Genomic DNA, 23,515 nt, shown 5'->3' on the forward strand with positions numbered 1-23,515 from the left:
TTAAGGCGGGAGCCATCCAACCCGGAACTAATCTTCCGGACTCCAGGATTTCATTTTGTCGTTGATCACTTCTTTAAGACGACTGACCGGCACGCGATCCTGCGTCATATCATCGCGGTAGCGGATGGTGACCGTATCTTCTCCCTCTGACTCAACCCCGTCAAAGTCGACCGTGATGCAAAAGGGCGTACCGGCCTCATCCTGCCGGCGATAGCGTTTCCCGATAGATCCGGATTCATCATAAAGCACGGTGTATTCCTCTCGCAGGTCCGCTTCAATCTTTTTGGCCAGGTCGATCAGCTTGTCTTTTTTGATGAGCGGGAAAATGCCCAATTTTCGGGGCGCCACTTCCGGATTCAGTTTTAATACCGTACGCGTGTCTCCGTCCACCTCTTCCTCGCGATAAGCGTCGCAGAGCACCATCATGACGGTCCGATCAAGTCCCACGGAGGTTTCTATAACATAGGGAATGTAGCGTTTTTGCTTGGCCTGGTCGTAATACTCCAGCTTTTTACCGGAAAACTCCTGGTGCTGGCTCAGGTCAAAGTCGGTGCGGTTGTGGATGCCTTCCACCTCCTGCCAGCCGATCGGGTATTCATACTGGATATCAGCCGCAGCTGCAGCGTAGTGTGCCAGCTTGTCTTCGGGGTGGGGAGCTGTACGCAGCTTTCGGGGGCGGATGCCCAGGTTTTTGTGCCACTCCAAGCGGTCCGCAAGCCAGTTGTCATACTCCTCCTCGTCGGTGCCCGGCTCCACAAAGTACTGCATCTCCATCTGCTCGAACTCCCGCATCCGGAATACAAACTGCCGGGCCACCACCTCGTTACGGAACGCCTTGCCGGTCTGGGCAATGCCGAACGGCACCTGCTGCCGGGCGGTATCCATCACGTTCTTGAAATTCACGAAAATGCCCTGGGCCGTTTCCGGGCGCAGGTATACTGCATCGTCATCATCCCCAGAAGAGACCGCTCCGAACTGGGTCTTGAACATCAGGTTAAACTGGCGGACTTCGGTCCAGTCGAACGCCCCGGATTCGGGCGCCCGGATTTCGTTGTCGATGATGATCTTGTGGAGATCCTCGCACAATCCCTCGCGCGTGCCGGCGGTATCGAGCAGTTCCTGTAGCTGGTCGGCCTCCTCCGCCTTTTCTTTGCTGCGGAGCTTGGCGATATGCCCTTCAATAAGCATATCGGCCCGGTACCGCTTGTTCGACTGCCTGTCATCGATCATCGGGTCGTTGAAGCCGGAAACGTGTCCGCTGGCCTCCCACACTTTGGGATGCATGAAAATAGCGGCATCAATGCCCACGATGTTATCATGCTTTTGGGTCATCTCCCTCCACCACAGGTCACGGATATTGCGCTTCAGCTCCACTCCCAGCGGGCCGTAGTCGTAAACGGCCCCGAGCCCGCCGTAAATTTCGGAAGATTGAAAAATAAGGCCGCGCGCTTTGGCCAGCGATACGATTTTATCCAGACTGTCGAGTTCGGTTACTGCCATTGAAGTGTGTAAAAATTATTTTGGGTTCAGATTCATCGATGCCAAAGATAAAAAAAGTACGTTTAATTAATGAATTCTAGTTTTTTAATTCCGATATTCCCTGCCTCCTGTATTTCCGGCCCGGTTTACTCCCGGAAACCGGCAGCGGGAGCAATCAACTTTTTAAACCCACAGAAATCATAATACAATGCACAGTTTCAACGTAGGAATTCTCGGCGCAACCGGCGCTGTCGGACAAAAATTTATCCGTTTACTTCGCAGGCATCCCTGGTTCACGATCAAGGCCCTGGGTGCTTCCAAACGTTCGGCCGGAAAGACCTATAAACAGGCCGCTCACTGGATTGAGGATATTGAACTTCCCGGGCAGGTAGCCAAACTGAAGGTTTCTACGTGTGAACCTGCACATTTTGAAGGGGTCGATTTCGTGTTTTCCGGGCTCGATTCCTCCGTGGCCAAAGATATTGAGCAGGCCTTTGCGACTGCGGGTATCCCGGTAATTTCCAATGCAAAAAATCACCGGATGTTTGACTCGGTACCGCTGCTGGTTCCGGAAGTGAACCCGGATCATGTTGAAATGATCAAATCACAGGATTTTACCGCCGACGGCAGCGGTTGGATCGTCACCAATCCAAACTGCGTGTGCGTGCCGCTGTCGATGTCGCTGCGCCCGATCTTTGACGCCTTTGGGATCGAATCGGTCGTTGTTACCTCGATGCAGGCGGTTTCGGGGGCGGGATATCCCGGCGTTCCCAGCCTCGATATTCTGGGCAACGCGGTTCCCTTTATCGGAGGCGAAGAGGACAAAATTCACACTGAGCCGCTGAAGATGCTCGGAACCCTTAACAGCAACGGTACCGTGACGCATGCCGACTTTGGCGTTCAATCCACGGCTGTTCGCATTCCCACCGTTGAGGGACACCTGCTTTCTGTTGCTGTTAAATTAAAAGAGAAGCCCTCGGATATCTCGGACGTACAGAAGGCGATTGAAGACTGGAAGAGCCCGATTGCCGACCTTGATCTCCCCTCGGCGCCCAAGCAGCCGGTCAAGCTGTATGAAGAGGAGCGCCATCCACAACCGCGCCTGCACTCTGCCCGCGAAAACGGGATGCAGCTCGGTATGGGACGCCTGAGAACGGGCTCTGTATTTGACATTTCCTATATCGCGCTGGCCCACAATACCGTTCGCGGTGCAGCCGGCGGAGCGATCCTGAATGCAGAGCTGCTGGCCGAGAAGGGCTATCTGAATTAGCAAGTTGAGAATATCGAACAAGGAATGTCGACTGAAGGGACGTTCCCTTTACCATTCCTTGTTCTTTATTCGATGTTTACTCTTCATTCAGGTCGTTTAACTTAATTTCTGACATCACAAGGCGTATTTTGGAGACCAGCTTTTCGGCTTCCTTTCTCTCCTTTCGCTTTATCTTGAGTATACATTCGCCCTGGTCAGCGCCCGGGATTTCATCAAAGACCCGCAACGAATCTGCCTCCAGGACAATCCTGGAGCTGAACCATCCTTTTTTGTATTCAACGGACTGCAGCGCCCGGAGCGGAATGGCGACCTCCTCCACATCCGACTTGAATACTTCAAACAGGGCGTCTTTCACCTGGAATTCGATCAGAAGCTCTTCCCCCTCCAGCTTAAGTAATCCACTGGCCGTTTGAAGCCCGTAATTTACTGCAGGGATCTCAAATTGTACCGCTTTGGTCTCAAATGGCATGGTATGTGTAACGCAATTGAATTTATGGGAGACATTTGCAACGAAAATTCCATCTTGAACATACAAATTACAAACTTTTCAGGATCCGAATTTTGCAAAAACCTGTTCGCCACATCTGCTACCTGTCACTTCAAGTTATTTTCACGTCAAACCCTGGATAGCGGCCTCTCCCTGACAAACCGAGGATAACACCGATCATGCCGATCGGTGCAGACAGATCATGTATCAGGTACTGCCTGAACTGCTATCCCGTGATGACCTGCACCTTTCGTGTCATCTGCGCTCCGGTAAACCCTGAATGTTCATAGTTAAAATCGCGCTGTTATATCCTCAAGCTCAGAAAAAAATTAATTTTTTTTGTAAGGATTGCCCTGTTTACCGGTCTAGTAAGTAGAGATGAAGATAACTCATCTTTCACAAGCCGTTGAATGAGAGAGCACATTCAATGTCCTTCCGAGGTGAAGAGGCTGACCCCTCTTCACCTTATTTTTTACCGTTGGCTTCCCAACCCGCCCTCTTACCTCAGATATGAACATCAAAACAAGAGAGCTATGAACAATTTCCTCGCAACGTTACTTGTCGTTCTTTTAATTCTGCTACTGCCTGGGCAGACAAGTGCCCAGACAACCATTATTGACGAAACCTTCAGCGACGGCGATTTTACCGCTGATCCTGCATGGACCGGATCCGTGGATGACCATATTATTTTCGACGACCAGGGAAACAGCAAACTTCGGCTGGATGCCTCCGGTGGAGGCACCTCCTATTTAACAACCGAAAGCACCGCGGCCTACGGAACCTGGGAGTTCCTGGTGGAGTTCGATTTCAACCCCTCCTCAACCAGCTATTCCAGAATCTACCTGTTGGCCGATCAGCCCGAGCTTGCTGAACCGGTCAACGGCTATTACGTCCGGGTGGGCCATACAGATGACGAAGTCAGCCTCTTCCGGCAGACGGGAACCGAGCAAACAAAAATTATTGATGGAGCAAACGATTTAATTGATCATGATCCCGTTGCCGTTCGCATAAAAGTTACAAGAGACCTGGAGGGACACTGGAAGCTCCTGGCAGATTCCACCGGGGGTAATGATTTCACATCCCAGGGATCTGCCCGGGATAACACTCATCGTTTCAGCAACGTTTTCGGGATCTACAGCCAATATATCGGTAGCCGCACATCCCACTATTTTTATGACGATATCCAGGTACGCAAGGTAACACCCCCGCTTAAAATTGCAGATATAATTCCCTCCGAAAACAGAATTATGGATGTTGTATTCAACACCAGAATTGCGCCCAACAGTGTTGCTGCCGCAGACTTCACCTTAAATAACGGTATCGGGACTCCCTCTTCTGCACGTGTAACCGACCTGAATACGGTACGGCTGACCTATTCCCAACCGCTCCCCGGCGGCGACTACACACTGACGGTCAACAACATCGATGATGCCGCAGGAAATACCATCAATACGGATTCAACAATCGATTTTGTTCTTTTTGACATTTTTAACCAGGGCGATATCGCTATTACCGAGGTTATGTATGACGAGCCCCGGGAACAGGCTGAATATATTGAAATCACAAACAGGAGTTCAAAACGCCTGAACCTGGAAGACTGGCTGATTGGTGATGAACAGGCGATGGTCTCCCTCAGCAGGGATACTCTGGTGATCGGGGCTGGTGATTTCCTGGTATTTTCCTCCGATACCACTGCTCTCTTCAACACCTACGGTTCCCGGAATTACGTTCCCGTGGCCTCGCTTCCCGCCTTCAATAACGGGGGAGATGCAGTCCGGATCCATACCGAGAGTGGCATACGGGTCGACTCCCTCTTTTATTCTCCCGATTGGGGTGGTTCAGAGGTCGCCCTGGAACGACGTTCAACCTCCACGACTGCAATCTACCGTTCCAACTGGGGAGATTCGCCGCACCCCACCGGCGGAACACCCGGGCGGCCGAACACCATACCCGATGACACCATGCCTCCCTCCGTCATCGAATTTAATATTCTTGAGGATCAAAAACTACAGCTCCTGTTCAATGAGAGGGTAGATCGACGTACAGCCGGCGCTATTTCGCGCTACAGCATCAGCGGGGAAATTGGCTTCAGCGGCGTACAGGTTTCAGAGCCGGATACCGTACTTCTACTGCTGGATACCCCACTGAAAAATGCGTCCCGGTACACCCTCACCATCTCCGGCGTAGAGGATATCTTCGGCAACTCCCAGGTGTCGAGCAACATCGATTTCACATACTACCATATCTCGCGCGCCGACTCCGGTGATATTTTTATCAATGAATTTATGTACGAGCCGCCGGAAGGCGGTACGGAGTTTGTTGAGCTGTACAATCCCACTCAGCGGTCGTTCGACCTGCAGGGATGGACGCTCAGCGACAATACCGGCAACCGGAAGGTACTTGCCTACAAATCGTTTGTACTGCCCCCTGATTCGTTCGCCGTCATTGCCCCGGACAGCACCCTGGCATCCCGGTATCCGGGCATCCGTATCCTTACGACCGGGAGCCGGTTTCCATCGCTAAACAACGGTGGCGACGACATCGTACTCCGGCGGCCCGATGGAACGCTGATGGATTCTCTCCGGTACCGCTCAGGCTGGGGCGGCGACAAGGTTTCGCTGGAACGACGCACAACCCGTGTTCCCGCCTACCACCAGGCCAACTGGGGAGACACGCCCCAAGGCACCGGCACACCCGGAACCGGCAATGCAATACCCCCGGACACTACCCCTCCGAAGTTATCGAAATTCCAGATTCCCGACGCTTCAACGATGAAGCTGGTATTTTCTGAACCCGTTTCCAGCGAAAGCGCCCGCAATCCTTCCAACTACTCGGTCACTCCTCCGGTGGATATTCAGATGAGATCGGTGGCAGGCGACACCGTTACGCTCCTTCTTGCCGAAGATCTTGTCTCGGGCACCGCATATAACATAACGCTCAGCAACCTGCAGGATATTTTTGGGAATGCGATGGAGACCGTTTCCCGGACCCGCGAATACCTGGAGTTTGCCTCTGCAGAGCGCGGAGATATCGTGATCAACGAAATCCTGTATCATCGATCCGGGGCCTCAGGGCCTGAATTTGTAGAGCTGTACAATCCCGGCAGCGAACACTACGACTTGTCGGGCTGGCAGCTGGGCGACGGGGTCGCTGTAACGGACCTCTCCCGCGGAATTCAGCTCAAAGCGGGAGAGTATGTTCTGTTGACGGGTCACAAGAAATTCGCCTCCACTTTGGACAACGGATACTATCTATCCGGCTTCCCGTCTCTCAATGATGATGAAGACGCGATATACATACGTTCAAGCCAGGGTACCACGATAGATTCACTTTACTACAAGGCCCGATGGGGCGGTGATGAAGGAATATCGATAGAGCGTAAAGACCCCCTGGCGGCCTCCAACGACGGGTCCAACTGGACCAGCAGCGGATCCCCGGAAGGAAGCAGCGGGGGAACAAAAAACAGCCGTTTTTCACCAGACCGATCACCTCCCGGTGTGCTCTTTTCAACCCGCCGGCCGGATGGCCTGATCGAAGTTCGGTTTGACGAATTTATTCAACTTTCGCCGGAACTTACTTTTATGCTGGAAGGAAAGTCATTATCGGTAGCAACATTCACTCCCGGGAATGGCAACAAAATTTTACTGCAGCAACCGGCTTCGGGTAGCAGCAACCCCAAACCGAGGGAGCTCAATATCCGAAACCTGGCGGATGTAAAAGGAAACATCACCAGAGCAACATCCATACCGGTGGCTGAGCCGATCGAAGCGGGCAGCGTAGTAATCAACGAGATCATGTACAATCCGCTGAACGACCCGGAGGACAACCAGCCTGATCAGCGTGAGTATATTGAACTCCGGAACACCCGGGATTACGCCGTCTCGCTTGAGGGATTCACCCTGCACGACGCGCCCGATGAAACCGGGGCAACCCGTTCGCTCATACCGGTTAACTCCCGCGCAAAATTTCTGCCTCCCCAGGGACACGTATTGGTCTATGCGGATGAAAAAGACAGATTTTCCGACAGCCAGACCGCCCTCTTTTTTGAACTCGACGATCTCTCTCCCACCCGCACAGTGAGAATTGACCGGGGAACATTAAACCTCGCTTCCAGGGATGATGCGATCTACCTGGCTGACAGCACCGGGGCTACGATCGACTCGGTCTACTATGATGAAAGCTGGCACAATCCCAATATCATTGACACACGCGGAGTGGCTTTAGAACGAATAAATCCGTCCGGTCCCAGTGGAAGTGCCTCCAACTGGAGCTCCAGCACCACAAAAAAGGGCGGAACCCCCGGAACGGAAAACTCGATCTACCAGGTACCCGGGCAACCGCCGGACGAGATCGGCATCAGCTTCAATCCCAATCCCTTTTCCCCGGATGGGGACGGCCACGAAGACAACCTGTTTATCAATTACACGCTGGATCACCCCAACTACCTGTTGAAGGTTCGCATTTTTGACCGATATGGACGCCTGGTCCGTGAACTGGCGGACGGCAAGCAGGCGGGCTATGAGGGCTCCCTCCAGTGGGATGGCACAACCGATGACGGGAATCGCAACCGGGTGGGCATCTATATTGTGCTGTTCGAGGCGTACGACAGCAGCAACGGCAGCAACCGCACATTCAAAGAAGTCGTCGTACTGGCACGGCAAATGTAGGAGGTTAAATGTTTGATGTTGAAGGTTGAAGGTTGCAAGGTCCGAGATGGAAAGGAATTTCGAGTGTCGGACTTTCAATAACGCGCGGTTCAGCATTCGTTACGCTAAATCCCTTGTTCGATATTCCTTTCTTCAATACTTTGCCCTCTCCTGAAATTACAGTTTTAAAGCAATCTACATGAGTAAAAAAGCGGCTCCCATCGGCATTTTTGATTCCGGCATCGGAGGACTTACCGTTGTAAAGGCAGTTCGCGAGGCGCTCCCCAACGAGAATATCATCTATTTTGGGGATACCGCCCGCGTGCCCTACGGTATTAAATCGGAAGAAACCGTACGAAATTACGCGCTGCAGATCACTGATTTTCTGTTGGATCGGAATGTGAAGATGATCCTGATCGCCTGCAATACCGTTTCGGCTTCCGCCAAACGAGAGGTACAGAAGGCCGCCGGGGACATTCCCGTGCTGGATGTAATCACCGCCGGAACGCGCGCCGCGATGCAGCACAAACATCGACATATTGGAGTAATCGGTACGCTTGCTACGGTGGGCTCAGGAGCCTATGAGACCGCAATCCGGGAGTACAACGGGGGCATCACCATCACCTCAGCGGCCTGTCCACTGCTGGTGCCGCTGGCCGAAGAGGGATGGACCGACAACGAAATTGCCGAAAAAACCCTGCAGACCTATCTCAAAAAATTTGAAGGCAGCAACATCGACAGCCTGATTCTCGGCTGCACGCACTATCCGCTCTTCAAGGAATCGATTCGTCGAATTCTGCACGATCCAAAGATTGAGATCGTGGACTCGGCCTTGTCGATAGCTGAGATGGCCCGCACAGAACTGCAAAACCTGGAGCTGCTGAATGATGAAGCAGAGGGAAAATTAGAAACATTTGTGAGCGACCGCCCCCAGCGTTTTCATGAACTTGCGGAGCGCTTCCTGGGCCACCGTATTGAGGATGTGGAGATTGTTGCCCTTCCCTGATCATTTCACAGTAGCGCTAATTTATCTAAAGAAGGCACAGAAGTTCACAAAGTTTTCTTTGATATTCTTCGTGACTACTTCGTGTAACTTTGTGATATAACCTTCTCAGCGGTTTAACTAACTTTAAAATGTCTCAAAATTCCTTTAACAAAAAACTAGCTGTCATAGGTGGTGGTGCAGCCGGCTTTTTCGGGGCCATTCGTGCGGCCCGGAATAATCCTGATCTCAATATCACTATTTTCGAACGCAGCCGGGAAGTGCTCTCCAAAGTGCGCATTTCAGGTGGCGGGCGGTGCAACGTAACGCATCACTGCTTTGATCCCGAGCTGCTCTCCAAAGCCTACCCTCGGGGCGAGAGGGAACTGCGCTGGGCGTTTGAACGATTTGATGCCAAAAATACGGTGCGATGGTTTGAGGAGCGCGGCGTGGAGCTCAAAACTGAGGAGGATGGACGCATGTTCCCGGTTACCGATGACTCCGCCACCATCATCAATTGCCTGAAGCGGGAAGCCCTGGAAAGAGGTATTCAAGTACGCACCAAAACCAAGATCGAGCGAGTGGAGCCTCTGAAGAATGGACGCTTCAACCTGCATATCCACAACTCAAATCCGGCAACTGTGGATCTCGTACTTATCGCAACCGGCGGCAGCAACCGCCGTAAGTCCTACGCCTGGCTGGAGGAGCTGGGACACTCCATCGAAGAGCCGGTGCCCTCACTATTTACGTTTAACTTTCGGGATAAAATTTTCACCGATCTGGCGGGCATTTCGGTGCCGGAGGCGGAAGTCAGTATAACAGACAGCCCCTACACGCATACCGGTCCGCTGCTGATTACGCACTGGGGACTCAGCGGTCCGGCAGTGCTGAAGGCTTCGGCGTGGGCAGCGCGTTACCTTCACGAACAGGAGTACCGGTTTACGATCCAGGTCAATTGGCTGCATCCCAAAACCGAACAGGAGGTGCGAAAAATACTTAAAAAGCTGAGGCAGGAAAACGCTAAAAAGCTGGTCACTAAACAGGACCGGTTCCCCATCCCCAACCGACTGTGGAAGCGTTTCACTGGGCTCGTACAGATCAATGCCAATACCCGCTGGGCCAATCTTTCCAACCAGCAGATCCATGAACTTGCTCATCAGCTGGTCAATGGCACTTACCAGATCCAGGGCAAAACCACTTACAAAGAGGAGTTCGTCACCTGCGGCGGCATTCCACTCACCGAAATCGATTTCGGGACGATGGAGAGCAAGAAATGTCCCGGCGTTTATTTTGCCGGCGAAGTGCTGGATATTGATGCCATCACCGGCGGCTACAATTTCCAGTCGGCCTGGACCACGGGCTGGATTTTTGGGGAGAATTGGCAATGAGTGCTAAGTAAGGAGTAATACTACAGTCTCCTTAGTGATAAGCTGTGGCTTTTCGTTTTACGTATTTCGTATTACGTACTTCGTATTTTTCTTGTCCTTTATCTCTGTGCAGATCTGTGGCCTACAGCAGTTTGCTTGCCAGGTTGGCCAGTTCGGAGCGTTCGCCTTTCTCCAGGTTGATGTGGGCGTACAGGTCGTTGTCGTGCATGCGGTCCACCAGGAAGGAGAGACCGTTGCTCTGGGTGTCCAAGTAGGGCGTGTCGATCTGGTAAATATCGCCGGTAAATATAATCTTTGTATTTTCGCCGGCCCTGGTGATGATGGTCTTAACCTCGTGCGGCGTCAGGTTCTGGGCTTCATCCACAATGAAAATGACGTTGGATAGGCTGCGACCCCGGATGTAGGCCAGCGGCACAATGCGGAGTTTCTCGGTTTTCACCATCTCTTCCACCCGCTTGTACTGCTTGCTGGTTTCCGAGAACTGGTTTTTGATAAAGTTCAGGTTATCCCACAGCGGCTGCATGTAGGGATCGATCTTGGACTTGATATCGCCGGGCAGGTAGCCGATATCCTTGTTGCTGAGCGGCACGATGGGGCGCGCCATATAGATCTGCTTAAAATTGCGACGCTGCTCCATGGCCCCGGCCAGTGCAATCAGCGTTTTTCCTGTACCCGCAGCCCCGGTAATGGTTACCAGCGATATTTCAGGGTCCATAATAGCCTGCAGGGCAAAGGTCTGCTCGGCATTGCGCGGGTTTACCCCGTAGGCTGCCATCTTGCGGACGGGTTCAATGTGCTGGGTCCGAGAATTATAAAAGCCGAGCGCCGAGCTGGAGTGATTTTTCAGGATAAAAAAGTGGTTGCTCACCGGCTTGTCATCCCCCACCTTTTTTGGATCCAGCTTACCATCGTTGTAAAATTCATTGATCACATCCGCATCGTTGTATTTTACCTCGGTCTTGCCCTTGTACAGGTGATCGATATCCTTGACGCGCACCGTTTCATAATCCTCCGCCTCAATGTTCAGCGCCCGTGCCTTGATACGCAGGTTGATATCCTTGGAAACCAGGATCACTTTTTTATCCGGCTCACTCTCCATCAGCTTCAGGGTGGCATTCAGTATGCGATGATCTTTCTTCTTGGAGCCAAATACTTCAGCGGCATCCGTCTTGCTGCCTTCATCGTTCAGCACGCGCAGCTTGCCGTGCGACTGACCGTTGAGGGAGATCCACTCCTGCAGCATGTTTTTGTCTGAAATTTTATCCAGATAGCGAATAAACTCGCGGGCGTGCAGGTTGATGACGTCGTTGCCTTTCTTGAAGGTGTCAAGCTCTTCAAGAACGGTGATGGGAATGGCGATATCGTTTTTCTGGAAATTTTTTACGGCATCGGAATCATACAGGAGAACGGAGGTATCGAGTACAAAAATCTTCTTTTGCTTGGCTCTTGGCATAGACAGAAGTCCAATTTAGTTATAAAAGAACGTCGCAGATGATAGCGAAACCCAGTCTATTTGAACAATAGCTAAACAGAGGAACAGAAGCAATTCTGAGGGGCTTGTTTACGAAAAATTAATTTGATATTGGCCAATAATGATTTTGGTGGATCTGCTGAGGATTAAAGGTATGCAAGAACATTATAAATGAACCGTACCGCGAGCTTCAGCTCGCGATCTCAGCCCTATTTAAAAGCTGCTGCTCTTCCAAATTAACACTTTTGATCAATTAATGCCCTTTCACACCAGCAGACGCTGTTCTAAATCTAAGTTGCGAGCTGAAGCTCGCAGTACAGGTTGCTTTTATCAAGACTCCTTAGTTATTACTCAGGTCTGATCACTCAACGCATAAAGTGCTATGGAAAGCGCAATCGAGGCATTCAGGCTCTCTACCTGTTTCTCTTTTTGTGGATGGGGAATTTCAACAACTCTGCGGTTTCGTCCAGCCATTAAACTCGGATCAACGCCATTTGCTTCGTTGCCGATCACCACAATAGTCTGGGGGGCGGCCTCAACCGTACGCAGGCTTTCTGCATGTTCGGAGGTATCGAGCAGCAGCACCTGCCAGCCCTTCTCCTCAAAAAAAGAAAGTGTTTGCTCCAGGTTCACATTCACAAACGGGATTGTTCCCGTGGCACCCGCCGTGCTGCGCACCACTTTGGGATTAAACAGATCTGCGGTTCCCTTGCCCAGCAGCAATCCCTGCACGCCAAACCACGCTGCCGAGCGCAGAATAGTGCCCAGGTTGCCGGGATCCTGGATGCGGTCGGTTGCCACAACCACTCCCTGTTTGTCCGAAAGCTCGTCGAGCGCAACCTCCGGCGGCATCTCGCAAAGCGCCAGTATCCCCTGGGGATTGTCTGTGTCGGTAATCTCACGGAATGAATGAGGATCTACTTTGGCAGAGAGTAGTTGCCCGGCCCGCTCGCTCCAGCCCGGCCTCTTCCACAGCTGCTGGTTTTCATCCCAAAAAAGATGCGTCACTTGAACTGTCCCGTTTTGGATAACCTGTTCTACAGCCCGCTCGCCCTCCACGAGGAACAACTGCTCACGTTCGCGATATTTTTTCTTCTGCAGTTTTCTCAGGAGTGTCAACTGCCGATTTGAAATGGTATCCATACAAATTCTTAGATTCTTTCGTGTGATTCCCGGGATAATACAAAATACGCAGCCGGCAAGAAAAATAACCCGGACTATTCACAAAATTATAAATATAAAAGGTTAAGCCTTTGATTTTGGTTGACATATCGAAAATAACCTGTAGCTCAAATTTGAGTGTCTTTACAACGGGCTGCAAAATTTGGCCGTGCCCTTCGTTGTCCCGACAATGGCTCCTCAACGTACCTCGGTACGTCTGCTGGTGCCATTGTCAGGATGCCTCGTTCACAACCAAATTTCTTGGTGAATAATCCGGGTTAAGCAGATGATCAGGGTTTAAAACCTCCGCAGTATCGTTATCTTTACAGTGTACAACGAGAATAAATAAGCAAGGATCGTCATGGAGTTTTTGAAAAAGCTTGGCATTGAGGGTACAAATTACGGCACCAGTACGGGGCAACAATCGCTGGGCGACGGCAGTGAGCCGCACATTGAAAGCAGCACGCCGATTGACGGCAGACATATTGCTGATGTCACCGTAACCACCCGCGAGCAGTATGAACAGGTGATAGAACAAGCGCAGCAAGCGTTCAAGCAGTGGCGGATGACGCCGGCACCCAAGCGCGGGGAGATTGTACGACAGATCGGCCTGCGGCTGCGCGAATACAAGGAGGACCTGGGCAAGTTGGTAACCTACGAGATGGGAAAAATTCACCAAGAGGGACTCGGCGAGGTGCAGGAAATGATCGACATCTGTGACTTTGCGGTGGGGCAGTCGCGCCAGCTCTATGGCAAAACGATGCAGTCTGAACGTCCTGATCACCGTATGTATGAGCAGTGGCATCCGCTGGGGCCGGTGGGCATCATCACGGCCTTCAACTTCCCGGTGGCGGTGTGGTCCTGGAACGCCATGATTGCGGCCGTCTGCGGCGATGTGATGATCTGGAAACCCTCCGAAAAGGTGCCGCTCTGTGCCGTGGCCGTGCAGAATATTGTGGCGGATGTTCTCAAGGAAAATGACCTGCCGGAAGGCATCTTCAACCTCGTCACCGGTGACAAAGAGGTGGGCAAATGGATGACCAACGATGAGCGGCTGCCGCTGATCTCGGCCACCGGCTCCATCCGGATGGGGCGACAGGTGGCGCAGACCGTAGGGGCACGCCTCGGTAAAACAATCCTGGAGCTGGGCGGTAACAACGCCATCATCGTCACAGAAAATGCTGACCTTGAGATGGCCGCCCGTGCCACGGTGTTTGGCTCAGTAGGTACCTGTGGGCAACGCTGTACCACAACGCGCCGGCTGATTGTTCATGACTCTATTTTTGATGAGTTGAAAGATCGGCTGGTAGAGCTATACAAGAGCGTAAAAATCGGGAATCCATTGAATGAAGATACCTTGGTCGGTCCGCTGATTGATGAACAGGCCGCCGAAAGCATGCAACAAGCCTTGGAGGAAGTGCAACGGTCGGGCGGCGAGCTGATCTACGGTGGTGAGCTGCTGGAGGGCAACAACCTGGAAGTCGAAGGAGGTCACTATGTGCGTCCGGCCATCGTAATCGCTGAGCATGACTACCCTATTGTGCAGGAGGAGACTTTTGCCCCCATTCTCTACCTGATGAAGTACAGCGAGCTGGATCAGGCTATTGATATCCACAACAGCGTGCGGCAGGGGCTCAGCTCGGCAATGTTTACCCTGAATGTGCGGGAGGCGGAGAGCTTCCTTAGTGCACGTGGTTCCGATTGCGGCATCGCAAATATTAATGTGGGTACCAGCGGTGCGGAGATCGGCGGGGCATTTGGCGGCGAAAAGGATACCGGTGGCGGACGCGAATCGGGATCGGATGCATGGAAAGCCTACATGCGCCGGCAAACCAATACCATCAACTGGAGTGATGAGATGCCACTGGCACAGGGTATTGAGTTTGACGTTGACCCATGAGCCACAACCTGCAATCTACGGATCGTTCAAAGAATGCTGTAGGAAAATCCCACGGAAAGAACCTGTTTGAGCTGAACCTCCCTGGAGAAATCTTCGTCATAGACCAACACAAACTGGAAGGTCGTATTAAGGTAGTCGTTGATCTTTCCGACTATTTCGTTTGAAAAATTAATATCTGTTTTTCTCACATTCTCCTTCAGGTTGGTGAAGGTCTCCAGCGTACTGTTTAGCCTTACATTACTTACAATTTTTTTCTCGAAATTGAATATTAATGAATATCCGGGCTCAAACCGGAATTTTTCTCCCCTTTCCAGGCCATATCGTTCAGACAGGGTTTTATCCCGCACAATGGTCTCCTTCATTGCTACGCCCCCCTCTGCAGAGAAATAATCTGCGGGGTGAAATCCCAGGCCGAACACCTGCGACAGGTAGGCCGGGGCCAAAAACCTTGAGAGCAGCAATTTGGGATCTTCCCCGTAATCATATCCCCTGTCAAACTGGGTAGTAAAATTGATGTTTCCGAATACATTAAACCGCTCATCCCGGAACCGGTAACTAAATTTATTTGCGATGGCGATCCTGTCATCGGTTTTCCGGGTACCCTCGTCCTCGATCCGCGCCTGCCCGTATTTAAAGTTGGTCACAAGCTGGTAGCCAAATCGTTCTTTGCGGTATTTCAGGTCAAAAAGAGTAGACGCTGTTACACTGATGGTGTTGACCCCACCCTGGCTCCAGTTTCGATATGAAGCCTGTGACCCATTCAGTCCTCCTACCCAGTTGAAGCCCCAGCCGTTGGTCGTGTCTTGTAGTATTACATCGCTTTCCGCCGAAGTAGAATAGATCATATCCACGTAGTCACGGTCGCTCTGGCCAAATCCACCCCTGACAAGGATACACAACAGTATTGGGATTAAAAATAGAGACAGCTTAAAATGCATGAAAACTTTACAAAAATCGTGTTATTTGGTTACAGTGATGAAGTTCGGCCTTACCCCATCTGCAGTACCACTTTTTCTACCTTTTCCTGTTGAACCACGACAGAGACATGTTCCTTCAATTTTGTTGACAGTTCCAGCCCTACAAACTGGGCCTGGATCGGAAACCTGCGATGCCCCCGGTCTACGAGAACGGCAGTATGTATTTCATCAAAACTGAAAAAATCATAGATATGGTTGAGCGTGGTAAACATGGTATGCCCGCTGAAGATCACATCATCTACAACCAAGAGGTAGCACTCCCTCAACCGGCGGGGGGAGATCTTCTTGCCGGAAAGTGTTTTTTGGGGATCCAGCCGTGTGAGAACAAATTCAGTGCCGTAAATATCAGCAAGGTAAGCGTTCAGTCGAGAGGCGACGGCAAAACCGCGGGAACCGATTCCAAAGAGGAAAATATCCCGGTCCTGTCGATTGTCTTCTGAAACCTGATAGGCCATCCGTTTGAGCGTACGACCTACCCGATCGCTATCCATATAAATTAACTCAGAACTATCTGACATAAAAAAATTATATCTTGAAAATAACGTCTAAAATATGAATTTATAACCTGCTTTACGAGTACTAAACTCCGGAAAAATCACGTTCAAGGTTTAGAGAACGATCTCAGGTTTATTAAATTTTATTCCCTGCAAAAATGAAAAGAGAGGACTATCAGCGATGAAAGAGAAAAAAAGCATGAGGCTGTTTCTCGTTGCCGCCAGCTCATTTATCGGAGGGGTGGGACTTGGCCTTCTTATGGCTCCAAGAAACGGGCGACAGAACCGGCAGTGGCTGATCCAACACGTCTCAGAATGGTCTCCACGCCGGACGAACAACAAAAAGCGGCACACCCTAAAACGGCAGCTCCGCAAGCTGCGAAACCGTGTGAAACGCGGGTATGACAACCGCGTACCAGACCTGTATGCTGCAACCGACCAGCTGGATCTCGGCTATTAAAAATCACAGATGAAAGATCTTGAAGAGAAATACCATGAGCACCTGCTCCATTGGATTTGGCAGACTCTCCATTTTGATGCCGGCAACCTGGAAACTACATGCGGACAGCCTGTTACCATTCTTGAACCGGGAAGACTGAACTCCTCTGGCGGACCTGATTTTAAGGAGGCGCGCCTGCAGATCGGCGATCTCCGCTGGCACGGCGATATCGAATTTCACTGGTCAGTCGCCGACTGGCGGAGACACGGGCATCAACACGATTCCGGATACAACCAGGTAATTCTCCATGTCGTATATCAAAATCCCGACGGGAAAAGGGCATACCGCCAAGACGGCTCCGCTCCCTTTCTGCTGCATCTCCGCCCCCACCTGCCGGAAAACCTGGAAGAGCTGCTCGCCGCCTTCCGTCAGCCCGACCGGCTGCCGTGTGCCGGACAGCTCCGCTATATTTCCCGGGAAGCACTGGAACAGCAATTCAGGAAGGCTCATCGCGAATATTTTGAAACCAAGGCCGATGCCCTCCTGAACTTTTATGACCCGGATTTAGCCCCTGCAACAGCCTGGAAAAAAGTATTTTCTCTCGGATTGTTTGACGGGCTCGGTATCTCCCTGAACCGGGAACCGATGCTCCGCGTCGGCCGCCGCCTTTACAATCATGTGTTACAGGAGGAGACGTTCCCGGCGGTAGAAGAGCTACAGTTCCTGGCCTTGCAATTCGGTGGGTTCGGATCTGCCCGCTCCGCCGCGCGCTGGAGCTACAAGGGCGTCCGGCCCGCCAACCGTCCCAAAATTCGGTTGCAACAAGCGGCCACGCTGATGGGGACAATTCACCATGAGCCGCTGGATGCGTGGTTCAAGGGAACCCCGAGCGACCGATGGGAGAGGCTACTCAACACGGTTGACACCGAAACAGGAATCGGCCGGCAACGAAGTGACATCCTGTACGGCATCGTCTACCTGCCCGCCCTGTGGCTGCTGGGAACCCTCTTTCATATTGACCGCCTGAAACAACGCGCCTTTGAACTTTGGATGAATCACCGCGCACAGGTTCCCTCCACCCTGTTCAAGCTTTTCGCACAATCAGATTTTCCGCCGGATCTTTACAAGCAACGACTCGGAGCCGTATTTCAGCTCAAACAGTATTGCAAACCCCGCAGGTGTAGCCAGTGCAAAGTATTAAAAGAAATAATTTCTTCTTGATTCCAAATCGGTAAATTCATATCATCTGAATCTCTCGAAAACGACATTGCCCGGTCGTCTAATGGCAGGACAGCGGTTTTTGGTACCGTCAGTGGGGGTTCGAATCCTCCCCGGGCAACAAGGGTAATATTAAACTCTTAGAAAGGATGACTGTAAAGCCATCCTTTTTCTTTTATTTTGAACCACTGAATGCTTTGCCTCGTTGGACACACCTCTAGCCATATTTGCCGGACGCAGCAACCTGGCGCTAGCTCGGGCTATTGCGGAACATTATGGCACTACGCTTGGAGAAGTTACCATCAAGCCGTTTTCGGACGGAGAACTTTATGTTAAATACGAGCAGAGCATACGCGGCGAAGATATTTTCGTGGTTCAATCTACGCCTCCGCCGGGCGACAATATTATTGAATTATTGATGATGCTCGATGCAGCCAAGCGGGCTTCGGCCAAGCGGGTAACGGCTGTCATCCCCTATTTCGGGTATGCCCGGCAAGACCGGAAAGATCGCCCGCGGGTCTCCATCGCCTCCAAGCTGATGGCAAACCTGCTGACCGAAGCCGGGGCCGACCGCGTGTTAACGATGGACCTGCACGCAGCGCAGATCCAGGGTTTTTTTGACATACCGATGGATCACCTGTATGCAAGCCGATTGTTTATTGACTACTTCAGGGAAAACCCGATTGAAAACCTGGTGGTGGTAGCCCCGGACGTCGGGAGCCTGAAGATGTCCCGGTCGTATGCCAAACGCATTGGAGCGCGACTGGCATTCATCGACAAACGGCGCCCAAAGCAGAATGTGGCAGAGGTGATGAATATCGTTGGTGAAGTGGAAGGCAAAAATGTATTGATTGTAGATGATCTGATTGATACGGCCGGCACTTTGACCAACGCCGCCGCAGCGTTAAAAGAACGAGGGGCGTTAAACATTATCGCCACGTGTACGCATCCCATATTGTCGGGGCCCGCGTACCAGCGGATTGATGATTCACCTATTGACGAGTTGCTGGTTACGGATACCGTACCGCTGCAGCGCCCATCGGATAAAATCCGGGTGTTGAGTGTCGCAGGAATTTTTGCCGAGGCGATACAGCGTATTCACACCAACGACAGCATTAGTGTTCTATTTGATGATTAAATTCAATTGTTAAAATTATGATTACGCCAGAAGTAGTTACCCTAAAGGGAAAAGTAAGAGAAACCGGACGTAAAGTGGCAGATGCCCTCCGCGATTCTATGAGAGTTCCTGCCGTCCTCTACGGACCTGAAGTTGAAGAGAATGTCCATTTCTCTATTGATGAACTTGAGCTCGAAAAAATTCTTTCCAACAGAAAGCGTCAAATCATCGAACTTGAAATCGATGGCACGACGTACCGAACACTCCTCAAAACCACCGATTTCCACCCGGTCTCGGATCGGGCCGTTCACGCCGATTTTTATGTGCTCGACGACGACCACAAGGTAACCCTCAGCGTCCCCCTCAGGCTGACGGGGACCGCCATCGGGGTTACGGATGGGGGAGGCCGCGTATTCCAGCCGATGCATATCCTCAGAATTCGCACCTATCCCGACAGAATACCGGGTGAATACAGCGTGGATATCACGGAACTGGCTATTGGCGATTCGGTCCACGTACAGGACCTGGAGCTCGAGGGCATTGAAGCTCTCGACGAGGGCAGCCGAACAATTGTGACCGTCGTACCTCCGAAATCCGAAGCCCTGCTTACATCTACACTCGTTACCGAAGAGCCTGCTGAAGAAGAGCTTGAAGAAGGTGAAGAACCTGTTGAAGGCGAGCTTGAAGAGGGTGAAGAGCCCGCAGAAGGCGAAGAAGAGGATGGCGAAGAAGAGGATATTGAATAAAACGTATCCATCACCTGTACTAAATAACTATATGTTGACCCCATGCCCGTAATTGTTGGCTTAGGTAATCCCGGCAGAAAGTACGCCGGCACCCGTCACAATATCGGGTATGAGGTTATTGACAGGCTGTCCGATCGCCTTTCTGTCAGCCTGGGGCCTGGGAAGGGCCCTTTTCATATCGGGGACACTCATTATCACGGACACAAATTACGGCTGGTAAAACCGACCACCTACATGAATAAAAGCGGAGACGCTGTTGTTCAGGTACTCAACTGGTATAAAACTGAGATCTCCGAATGTCTGGTGTGTTACGATGACCTGAACCTGCCTGTAGGTGCCATTCGAATACGTCCCGGGGGCAGTGCCGGCGGACATAATGGAATCAAGGACGTCATCAACAAGGTTGGAACCAAGCAGTTTCCACGCCTCCGGATCGGCATAGGAGACGACTTCCGCAACGGTAACCAGGTGGGATATGTACTCTCGAAGTTTTCAGATGAAGAGCGGCAACTTATGGATGACACGCTGGATCGAGCTTGCGATGCCGTGCTTACATTTGTAGAGTATGGCATAGATACTGCGATGAATAACTATAACTAAATCTTAACAACGCTAACTACCAGAAACCTAAACCGTAAACATGAATACACTCATAACCTATTTAGTACCTGCAGCAGGGATCATTGCGCTGTTATATACCTACCTGAAGTCTTCCTGGGTAGGGAAACAGGATCCCGGTACCGAAAAAATGTCAAAAATAAGTGCTCACATTCAGCGGGGCGCCATGGCGTTTCTCAAGGCCGAGTACAAAGTACTGTCCATTTTTGTAATCTGCGTAGCCATCCTGCTGGGTGTAACTGCAAATCCTGAAACCTCTCACTGGCTGATTGCAGTTTCATTTGTTGTGGGAGCTTTCTGTTCGGGCCTGGCCGGATTCATAGGCATGAGAGTGGCGACCAAAGCTAATGTGCGAACAACAAATGCCGCCCGTAACAGCCTGGGACAGGGCCTTAATATCGCATTTGCCGGTGGTTCGGTCATGGGTCTTGGCGTTGTTGGTTTGGGCGTTCTCGGCCTTGGCGTGCTGTTTCTTGTTTTTGGCGATATGTTCGGCATCGGAAATGCTGCCACTGTCAACAAGGTGCTGGCGGTTGTTACCGGGTTCTCTTTCGGGGCCTCTTCCATCGCTCTTTTTGCTCGTGTTGGCGGCGGTATCTACACCAAGGCGGCAGATGTTGGTGCAGACCTTGTCGGTAAAGTTGAAGCAGGAATTCCCGAGGATCATCCCCTGAACCCCGCCACTATTGCAGACAACGTTGGGGATAATGTAGGGGACGTTGCGGGAATGGGCGCTGACCTGTTTGAATCGTATGTCGGCTCTATTATTGGCGCCATGGTTCTGGGCGCGGCATTTATTGGACTGGACGGCTTTGCAAGCGCCAACACCTTTGGAGGACTCAACGCCGTTCTTCTACCGCTGGTTCTTGCCGGAGTCGGTATATTGACCTCCATCCTCGGAACGTTTTTCGTACGGGTCAAAGAGGGCGGCGATCCCCAAAAGGCACTAAATATCGGAGAATTTGTTTCCGCCGCTGTCATGCTGGTGGCTTCGTACCTGCTCATACACTGGATGCTGCCAGGCAGCTGGACGTTTAACGGAATTGAGTATACTCCCGGTGGCGTCTTCTGGGCCACCATTTTCGGTCTCGCGGCCGGACTCCTCATCGGGCTTATCACTGAACACTACACCGGTACCGGCACCGGACCCGTCACCTCCATCGTTCGGCAGTCGTCCACGGGGGCGGCAACCAACATTATTTCCGGGGTAGGCGTTGGCATGATGTCAACCGCTATTCCGATCGTCATTATCGCAACTGCCATTATTGGTGCTTACCACCTGGCCGGTCTCTACGGAATTGCTATTGCTGCTGTGGGAATGCTCTCCAACACCGGGATCCAGCTCGCTGTAGATGCCTACGGCCCGATCTCCGACAACGCCGGGGGAATTGCAGAAATGTCTGAACTGCCGGGCGAAGTGCGCGAACGTACCGACAAACTTGATGCCGTTGGCAACACCACGGCGGCTATCGGTAAAGGATTCGCTATTGGATCTGCAGCCCTTACGGCACTTGCTCTTTTTGCAGCTTTTATCACTTCCTACGAAGCGGTAAATCCGGGTGCGAACATATCAATCAGCGTTACCAACCCGTATGTCATGGCTTCCCTCTTTATCGGAGCGATGCTCCCATTCCTGTTTTCCGCCCTCTCCATGAACGCAGTGGGCCGGGCAGCCATGTCGATGATTGAGGAGGTCCGCCGCCAGTTCAACGATATTCCCGAATTACGCGCCGGCCTTGATGCCATGAACAACAACAAAGGTGAAAAACTGGAAAACTGGCCAGAGGAAGACCGCAAAGCGTTTGAAGCGGCAGACGGCAAGGCGGAATATGAGAAATGCGTCGCCATTTCCACAACTGCCTCTATTCGCGAGATGGTCGCTCCCGGCGTACTTGCCGTTGCAGTTCCCGTGGCATTCGGGTTTCTGGGAGGACCTGAGATGCTTGGCGGACTGCTGGCTGGTGTTACCGCCGCGGGCGTACTGATGGCCCTGTTCCAGTCTAATGCCGGCGGCGCCTGGGACAACGCCAAGAAGATGATTGAAGAAGGCTTTGAACACAATGGGGAAATACTTGGAAAAGGTTCGGAAGCTCACAAAGCCGCCGTTGTAGGCGATACTGTCGGCGATCCCTTCAAGGATACTTCCGGCCCCTCCCTGAATATTCTCATCAAGCTCATGTCTGTTGTGGCTCTCGTTATCGCAACCATGATCTAAGTTGAAAATATACCTGTTTTTATCGCCTCGTCGCGTTACCGCGGCGAGGCTTTTTTATTTGATTTACCGCGTACCTTGTATTTCGTATTTTGGAATCTGCAGACACATCAAAATATCTAACTGGTTTAACAACGTTATGGCTGACATTTTCAAGCTTTTTTTCGAACACGATCTCCGACTTGACAACCTGAGAGAACGACATACCGCAAAGAATCCCGAAACAGGAATCTCTATTGAAGATTTTATGACTCCGGATCCCACCTACTCCAAATTCTATTTCACCGGTACTGTGCTCAAAGAGGAGAAATTTGGCCTGAACACGCTCAGCAATTATAACGAGCTTCTGCTCTGCCTGGAGGATGCTTTCCACGACCTGTACTTTATCACGGCATACGGTACAAACTCCAGTCTTGGAGAAGCCCTTCAGCGAATTTCCATCGGTGAGGCTATCCTGATCAGTCCTAAGCCTGAAACCGATTTCAACCCGCCGGACCTGCACGTAGACCGCAACTCAAACGTGGGGCATTTCAAGGAAGAGCTGAGCCAGGTGTTGGAAGCAGGCTTGCTGGTTCTCTATAAGGAGAAAGCGCACCATGGATTTGACCTGCATCTTTTTTCGCGGGAAAATATCTATGAAAAGCTATTCTATCCTCTCCGGGGGCTGGTAAACAGCACCTTCCGCTTTTTCAGCATCAATAACAAGCGGATCGGTTCAGAACGGAAGTTTTATTTTGAGACGTGGACGCTTGACAAACCTCCCCATGGAGTCGAGGAGGTTTCAGCTGAGACGGTTTTGTAACCTATCCCGGAGCGCAGGAACCGATAATTCAACCTTTTAAAAATCGACCGATTCCGAGAGGGCCTTGCAAAAGACTGAATTCCTTGTTCTGAGGGAGTTGCACTCCCG

General features: G+C 51.6%; 18 protein-coding genes and 1 tRNA gene. 13 read left to right on the forward strand and 6 right to left on the reverse strand.

What is annotated here, in order from left to right:
• Nucleotides 1–27: 27 nt before the first annotated feature.
• Nucleotides 28–1,500, reverse strand: coding sequence for a glycine--tRNA ligase (locus ACG2E4_RS00125; RefSeq protein WP_395275341.1), 1,473 nt, complete (start codon nt 1,498–1,500; stop codon nt 28–30).
• A gap of 187 nt (nt 1,501–1,687) precedes the next feature.
• Here ACG2E4_RS00125 and asd point away from each other — a divergent pair, with 187 nt between their 5' ends.
• Nucleotides 1,688–2,749, forward strand: coding sequence for an aspartate-semialdehyde dehydrogenase (asd, locus tag ACG2E4_RS00130; protein ID WP_395275342.1), 1,062 nt, complete (start codon nt 1,688–1,690; stop codon nt 2,747–2,749).
• Between the two features lie 76 nt (nt 2,750–2,825).
• On the opposite strand, the gene ACG2E4_RS00135 is transcribed toward asd, so the two are convergent.
• On the reverse strand, nt 2,826–3,218 hold the full coding sequence (locus tag ACG2E4_RS00135; protein WP_395257938.1) for a hypothetical protein: 393 nt from the start codon (nt 3,216–3,218) through the stop codon (nt 2,826–2,828).
• Nucleotides 3,219–3,769: 551 nt separating this feature from the next.
• On the opposite strand from ACG2E4_RS00135, the gene ACG2E4_RS00140 reads away from it, so the two are divergent.
• The 3 genes from ACG2E4_RS00140 (at nt 3,770) to ACG2E4_RS00150 (ending at nt 10,252) form a co-directional block, all read left to right on the forward strand.
• Nucleotides 3,770–7,903 carry a lamin tail domain-containing protein gene (locus tag ACG2E4_RS00140; protein ID WP_395275343.1) on the forward strand — a complete coding sequence of 1,378 codons (4,134 nt, stop codon included), beginning with the start codon at nt 3,770–3,772 and terminating at the stop codon, nt 7,901–7,903.
• Nucleotides 7,904–8,081: 178 nt separating this feature from the next.
• Complete coding sequence (gene murI, locus ACG2E4_RS00145) at nt 8,082–8,888, forward strand: glutamate racemase (RefSeq protein WP_395257934.1); 807 nt, start codon at nt 8,082–8,084, stop codon at nt 8,886–8,888.
• A 128-nt stretch (nt 8,889–9,016) separates the two neighbouring features.
• A complete protein-coding gene (locus ACG2E4_RS00150) occupies nt 9,017–10,252 on the forward strand; it encodes an NAD(P)/FAD-dependent oxidoreductase (RefSeq protein WP_395275344.1) in 1,236 nt (411 codons plus the stop codon).
• Nucleotides 10,253–10,373: 121 nt separating this feature from the next.
• Here ACG2E4_RS00150 and ACG2E4_RS00155 read toward each other — a convergent pair whose 3' ends face one another.
• Together ACG2E4_RS00155 and ACG2E4_RS00160 are read right to left on the reverse strand one after the other, a co-directional pair.
• A complete protein-coding gene (locus tag ACG2E4_RS00155; protein ID WP_395275345.1) occupies nt 10,374–11,705 on the reverse strand; it encodes a PhoH family protein in 1,332 nt (443 codons plus the stop codon).
• Nucleotides 11,706–12,074: 369 nt separating this feature from the next.
• Nucleotides 12,075–12,866, reverse strand: a complete 792-nt coding sequence (locus ACG2E4_RS00160) for a TrmH family RNA methyltransferase (protein WP_395275346.1) — start codon at nt 12,864–12,866, stop codon at nt 12,075–12,077.
• A 379-nt stretch (nt 12,867–13,245) separates the two neighbouring features.
• Between ACG2E4_RS00160 and ACG2E4_RS00165 the strand changes: the two genes are divergently transcribed.
• On the forward strand, nt 13,246–14,784 hold the full coding sequence (locus tag ACG2E4_RS00165) for an aldehyde dehydrogenase family protein (RefSeq protein ID WP_395275347.1): 1,539 nt from the start codon (nt 13,246–13,248) through the stop codon (nt 14,782–14,784).
• A gap of 26 nt (nt 14,785–14,810) precedes the next feature.
• Here the strand turns inward: ACG2E4_RS00165 and ACG2E4_RS00170 are convergent, their stop codons facing one another.
• Entirely contained in the window at nt 14,811–15,683 is an 873-nt protein-coding gene (locus tag ACG2E4_RS00170) for a DUF3078 domain-containing protein (RefSeq protein ID WP_395275348.1), read from the reverse strand.
• 89 nt (nt 15,684–15,772) lie between these two features.
• A complete protein-coding gene (locus tag ACG2E4_RS00175) occupies nt 15,773–16,279 on the reverse strand; it encodes a phosphoribosyltransferase family protein (RefSeq protein WP_395275349.1) in 507 nt (168 codons plus the stop codon).
• Between the two features lie 157 nt (nt 16,280–16,436).
• Here ACG2E4_RS00175 and ACG2E4_RS00180 point away from each other — a divergent pair, with 157 nt between their 5' ends.
• The 8 genes from ACG2E4_RS00180 (at nt 16,437) to ACG2E4_RS00215 (ending at nt 23,407) form a co-directional block, all read left to right on the forward strand.
• Nucleotides 16,437–16,715 carry a hypothetical protein gene (locus ACG2E4_RS00180; RefSeq protein WP_395275350.1) on the forward strand — a complete coding sequence of 93 codons (279 nt, stop codon included), beginning with the start codon at nt 16,437–16,439 and terminating at the stop codon, nt 16,713–16,715.
• Between the two features lie 9 nt (nt 16,716–16,724).
• Complete coding sequence (locus ACG2E4_RS00185; protein WP_395275351.1) at nt 16,725–17,915, forward strand: DUF2851 family protein; 1,191 nt, start codon at nt 16,725–16,727, stop codon at nt 17,913–17,915.
• A gap of 47 nt (nt 17,916–17,962) precedes the next feature.
• Nucleotides 17,963–18,033 (forward strand) — tRNA-Gln (locus ACG2E4_RS00190).
• A gap of 84 nt (nt 18,034–18,117) precedes the next feature.
• The gene (locus ACG2E4_RS00195; RefSeq protein WP_395257916.1) at nt 18,118–19,050 is read left to right on the forward strand and encodes a ribose-phosphate diphosphokinase; all 933 of its coding nucleotides are present in this window, start codon (nt 18,118–18,120) and stop codon (nt 19,048–19,050) included.
• A gap of 17 nt (nt 19,051–19,067) precedes the next feature.
• Entirely contained in the window at nt 19,068–19,775 is a 708-nt protein-coding gene (locus ACG2E4_RS00200) for a 50S ribosomal protein L25 (protein ID WP_395257914.1), read from the forward strand.
• A gap of 42 nt (nt 19,776–19,817) precedes the next feature.
• Nucleotides 19,818–20,375, forward strand: coding sequence for an aminoacyl-tRNA hydrolase (pth, locus tag ACG2E4_RS00205; protein ID WP_395257911.1), 558 nt, complete (start codon nt 19,818–19,820; stop codon nt 20,373–20,375).
• 40 nt (nt 20,376–20,415) lie between these two features.
• Nucleotides 20,416–22,608, forward strand: coding sequence for a sodium-translocating pyrophosphatase (locus tag ACG2E4_RS00210; protein ID WP_395257908.1), 2,193 nt, complete (start codon nt 20,416–20,418; stop codon nt 22,606–22,608).
• A 136-nt stretch (nt 22,609–22,744) separates the two neighbouring features.
• Entirely contained in the window at nt 22,745–23,407 is a 663-nt protein-coding gene (locus ACG2E4_RS00215) for a hypothetical protein (protein WP_395257906.1), read from the forward strand.
• Nucleotides 23,408–23,515 lie beyond the last annotated feature (108 nt).

This window comes from Halalkalibaculum sp. DA384, assembly GCF_043951955.1.
Classification (GTDB): Bacteria; Bacteroidota; Rhodothermia; order Balneolales; family Balneolaceae; genus JAMQKA01.

Bases quoted from the DNA above. Each gene is read 5' to 3' on its own strand.
- ACG2E4_RS00125 (WP_395275341.1), bottom strand. From the start codon at position 1,500: ATGGCAGTAACCGAACTCGACAGTCTGGATAAAATCGTATCGCTGGCC.
- asd (WP_395275342.1), top strand. From the start codon at position 1,688: ATGCACAGTTTCAACGTAGGAATTCTCGGCGCAACCGGCGCTGTCGGA.
- ACG2E4_RS00135 (WP_395257938.1), bottom strand. From the start codon at position 3,218: ATGCCATTTGAGACCAAAGCGGTACAATTTGAGATCCCTGCAGTAAAT.
- ACG2E4_RS00140 (WP_395275343.1), top strand. From the start codon at position 3,770: ATGAACAATTTCCTCGCAACGTTACTTGTCGTTCTTTTAATTCTGCTA.
- murI (WP_395257934.1), top strand. From the start codon at position 8,082: ATGAGTAAAAAAGCGGCTCCCATCGGCATTTTTGATTCCGGCATCGGA.
- ACG2E4_RS00150 (WP_395275344.1), top strand. From the start codon at position 9,017: ATGTCTCAAAATTCCTTTAACAAAAAACTAGCTGTCATAGGTGGTGGT.
- ACG2E4_RS00155 (WP_395275345.1), bottom strand. From the start codon at position 11,705: ATGCCAAGAGCCAAGCAAAAGAAGATTTTTGTACTCGATACCTCCGTT.
- ACG2E4_RS00160 (WP_395275346.1), bottom strand. From the start codon at position 12,866: ATGGATACCATTTCAAATCGGCAGTTGACACTCCTGAGAAAACTGCAG.
- ACG2E4_RS00165 (WP_395275347.1), top strand. From the start codon at position 13,246: ATGGAGTTTTTGAAAAAGCTTGGCATTGAGGGTACAAATTACGGCACC.
- ACG2E4_RS00175 (WP_395275349.1), bottom strand. From the start codon at position 16,279: ATGTCAGATAGTTCTGAGTTAATTTATATGGATAGCGATCGGGTAGGT.
- ACG2E4_RS00180 (WP_395275350.1), top strand. From the start codon at position 16,437: ATGAAAGAGAAAAAAAGCATGAGGCTGTTTCTCGTTGCCGCCAGCTCA.
- ACG2E4_RS00185 (WP_395275351.1), top strand. From the start codon at position 16,725: ATGAAAGATCTTGAAGAGAAATACCATGAGCACCTGCTCCATTGGATT.
- ACG2E4_RS00200 (WP_395257914.1), top strand. From the start codon at position 19,068: ATGATTACGCCAGAAGTAGTTACCCTAAAGGGAAAAGTAAGAGAAACC.
- pth (WP_395257911.1), top strand. From the start codon at position 19,818: ATGCCCGTAATTGTTGGCTTAGGTAATCCCGGCAGAAAGTACGCCGGC.
- ACG2E4_RS00210 (WP_395257908.1), top strand. From the start codon at position 20,416: ATGAATACACTCATAACCTATTTAGTACCTGCAGCAGGGATCATTGCG.
- ACG2E4_RS00215 (WP_395257906.1), top strand. From the start codon at position 22,745: ATGGCTGACATTTTCAAGCTTTTTTTCGAACACGATCTCCGACTTGAC.